The organism is Sutterella sp. (assembly GCF_030539355.1).
Classification (GTDB): domain Bacteria; phylum Pseudomonadota; class Gammaproteobacteria; order Burkholderiales; family Burkholderiaceae_F; genus Sutterella.
The window spans coordinates 1-3,449 of the sequence record NZ_JAUNSF010000172.1 but is presented as its reverse complement, the minus strand read 5'-3'; the positions used below and the strand labels follow the sequence as shown (position 1 = coordinate 3,449).

Here is a 3,449-nt window from a genome sequence, read left to right as displayed (position 1 = left end):
GCGTCAACTGCCACGTCGGCCACTCCGAGAGCGAGAACTACTGCGGCCAGTGCCATAACTTTGACTACAAGGTGCCCTGACCTGATTCGTCTCCCTGCTGTCTTCTCCTTTTTCCTTTTCGACTTTTACTCGGTCAAGCCCGGAACGCCATCCATTGAGAGCGTCCGGGCTCTTTTTTGCTCCGGTTCCTGGCCGTTGCCCCGTCAGCAAAATCAATCCGGCACCGTTGAGGCTGATTCTGCTCACAAACAGACCTTCCGTCGTTATGCATAAATGACAGCGGAAAATCCAATAAAACAGATAGTTGAAAAGCTATCCGGAAAACCACCAACCCGCCGTGGCCGTTTCTGAACATTGATCGGCCGAAATGCGATATCACTAAGGAAAGTTCCCTAGATAGAATGGATTAAAGAGGCGTACGGCCCGTGTCACCGTCATGACCCGGCGGCGACCGCAGACGACCGACGATGCGCCTCATGCCGGCGACCCCAAGTTTTCAAAGAATCATTGCCGGCAAAGGAGAAAAGAAGATGTCAATGAACCGTCGAGACCTCTTGAAGACCGGCCTCCTCGGCGCGGGCGCCGCGGCTGTCGCCGCTCCGGCCCATGCGAAGGCCCCGCCCGCGAAGCGTCCCTCCGAGGAGTGGGACGTCGTGGTAGTCGGCGCCGGCTTCGCCGGCATGTGCGCGGCGCTTGAGGCCGCTGAGCAGGGCGCGCGCGTCGTGCTCCTCGAGAAGATGGGCCGCCCTGACGGCGCCACCGTCTATTCGTCGGGCTGGATCGCCGCCGTCGGCAGCCGCTTCCAGAAGAATCATCCCGAGGACAGCAAGCAGGCGTTCTTCGACGACATGATGCGCCTCTCGCACTACCGCTCCGACCCGGATCTCATCCGCGTCTACGCGGAAGAGGCGGGCGACGGCATCGACTGGCTCGCCGATCACGGCACGCCGTTCTTCCTCTGGGAGAACCTCCCGTCGCCCGAGCTCTCGCGCTGCCTCATCAGCCCGGGCGAAGGCATCACGGGCGGCTCGAAGCTCATCCGCTGCCTGATGGCCGCGCTTGAGAAGAAGAACGTCCCGATTCACTACAACGCCAAGGCCGTCGAGCTCATCGCCGACGACTGCTACAACGTCGAGGGCGTCTCCTGCATCACCCCCGAGGGCCGCAGGGACTACCTCGCCAAGGGCGGCGTCATCCTCACGACGGGCGGCTACGGCGCCAACCCGGCGATGGTGACGCAGTACATCGGCCCCTGGGCGAGCCGCCTCATCGTGCGCGGTTCCCCGTGGATCACGGGCGAGAACATCATCATGGCCAACCAGGTCATGGCGAAGCTCGTCAACATGGACCAGTTCTACGCGGGCCCGATCACCCCGACCGGCCATGCGAACCCGTCGCCGCTGATGCACGCGGGCTACGGCATCCAGGTCAACTCCGAAGGCCGCCGCTTCGTTCCCGAGACGTGGCTGCAGGTCCCGAAGGCCAAGGCCATCGCCGAGCGCACCCCGGACAACATGTCCTACATGCTGATCGGCAAGGACGCGGACAACAACGCCAACATCCTCTCGAACACGATCAAGCGCTTCGGACGCCTCGGCTTCAAGGTCTTCGAGGGCGAGACGATCGAGGCCGTGGCGAAGGCCGCGGGCGTGCCCGAGAAGAACCTCCGCGAGACCGTCGAGGAGTTCAACAAGGCCGTGAAGGCCGGCAAGGCCGCCGAGCTTGATCCTCCGTACGAGTACGAGACCCCGCACGCGCTCGAGACGGGCCCCTACTACATGATCCCGGCCGCGGGCGGCATGGCGAGCACCTTCGGCGGACCGAAGATCGATCCGGATGCACGCGTCGTCAACTACGAGAACCGTCCGATCCCCGGCCTCTACGCCGCAGGCGCTGCCGCAGGCGGCGTCTGGTATGCCGACGACATCGGCGGCAACCAGCTCGGAGGCGGCCTCGTCTTCGGCCGCGTGGCTGCGCGCCACGCCGCGAAGCGTGCGAAGGCCCGTCAGGACAAGAAGGCTTGAGAGAGAAGGAGGCGAATCATGACCAAGAACTTCACGATGATCATCTCCGGCGCGCTCCTGGCTTTCTCGCTCGCTGCGCTCTCTCCCGCGGCGACGGCCGGCGGCATGCTCGCCGACCGTCACGGCGAGCGCGGCATCGCCTGCGCGAGCTGCCACGGCAACAACCCTCCCGCCCCCGGCGCGAAGGTTGACCAGAAGGCATGCCTCGCGTGCCACGGCAGCCTCGACAAGGTCGCCGAGCGCACGAAGGCGAAGAAGCTCGACCCGGATCCGCACTACAACCACCTCGTGGGCCTTGACTGCCTCGAGTGCCACCGCGGCCACCAGCAGTCGGTCAACATGTGCGGCTCCTGCCACAACCTTGAGTTCAAGGTGCCGTAACCCTTGAACGGCCGGGCCATCACGGATGGCTCCGACCCTCATGAGGCCGTGACCTCCCTCAGGCGAACCCGAGCGCCTGAGAGGCCGCGGCCTTTCCATACCCGCTTTTCCCGCAGACGCACCGCCATGTCCAAGGCCCCGCTCTCAACGCTCTGGCCCGAGGGGTTCGAACCCGAGAACACCAGTCACTTCGTCGCCGCCGCAATCGTTGACGAGGTGAACGCCGCCGCGCCGGCGCGCAGGCTTCACTCGCACGCAACCGGCCAGCTCTGCGTGGCGCTCGAGGGCGCCGTGGGACTGCAGACCGAGGAAGGTCTCTCGATGGTTCCCGTGAGCTGCGGCATCTGGCTCCCTGCCGGCACCCGGCACAACGGCGTGCTCGGCCCGGGCGGACGGTCGCTCTACTGTCACTTCTCGCCGGAGGCGGCGAAGCGCCTTCCGGCCGCACCTGCGCGGCTGATGCTCAACCGCATGACGGTCGAGATGATCCGTCACCTCGCCACGGCGAAGATGAGCGAGGAACGCGCGCGGCGCATCGGCGCGGTGCTCCTTGACGAACTCGAGCTCGCGCGCGAACTGCCCGTGAGTTTCGCGGCCTTTCCGAACCATCCGGTGCTGCAGCGCATCGCGCTCGACTGCTCGGCGGACGCCGCGGAGACGAGGACCAACGCCGAGTGGGCCGCGGAGATCGGCATGAGCGAGCGGTCACTCTCCCGCCTCGTCGTGAACGAGACCGGCATGAGCTTCCGCGAGTGGCGTCTGCACGTGCGGATGCTCTCGACGCTCTCCGGCTTCGCCCACGGCCTCACCGTGGAGGAAGCCGCCTACCGCACGGGGTACAAAACGACCTCGGCCTTCATCCGGGCCTTCCGGCAGCGCTTCGGCATGACGCCCGGAGCGCTGCGCGAGGAAATGCAGGAGTGACCCCTCAGTGCTCCGGCGTCACGGCCGTGTGCACCGCACCCGGGGTCTTCCTCGTCATCCGGCCCGCGAGCGCGATCGGGAAGAGGAGGAAGAGCGCCGCGACCGCGAGCGCCGCGGGCA

3 protein-coding genes are annotated in these 3,449 nt (G+C 65.9%); all 3 read left to right on the top strand.

Translation table 11 applies throughout. The annotated features are described in order from the left end of the window. Positions 1-536 precede the first annotated feature (536 nt). The 3 genes from Q4F91_RS13205 to Q4F91_RS13195 all read left to right on the top strand — a co-directional run bounded on the left by Q4F91_RS13205 (position 537) and on the right by Q4F91_RS13195 (position 3,329). Entirely contained in the window at positions 537-2,024 is a 1,488-nt protein-coding gene (locus tag Q4F91_RS13205) for an FAD-dependent oxidoreductase (RefSeq protein WP_303338196.1), read from the top strand. Positions 2,025-2,042: 18 nt separating this feature from the next. Then, entirely contained in the window at positions 2,043-2,405 is a 363-nt protein-coding gene (locus Q4F91_RS13200; protein WP_303338195.1) for a cytochrome c3 family protein, read from the top strand. Between the two features lie 126 nt (positions 2,406-2,531). Then, positions 2,532-3,329: a helix-turn-helix transcriptional regulator gene (locus Q4F91_RS13195; protein ID WP_303338194.1), complete on the top strand. Its 798-nt coding sequence runs from the start codon at positions 2,532-2,534 to the stop codon at positions 3,327-3,329. Positions 3,330-3,449: the final 120 nt, after the last annotated feature.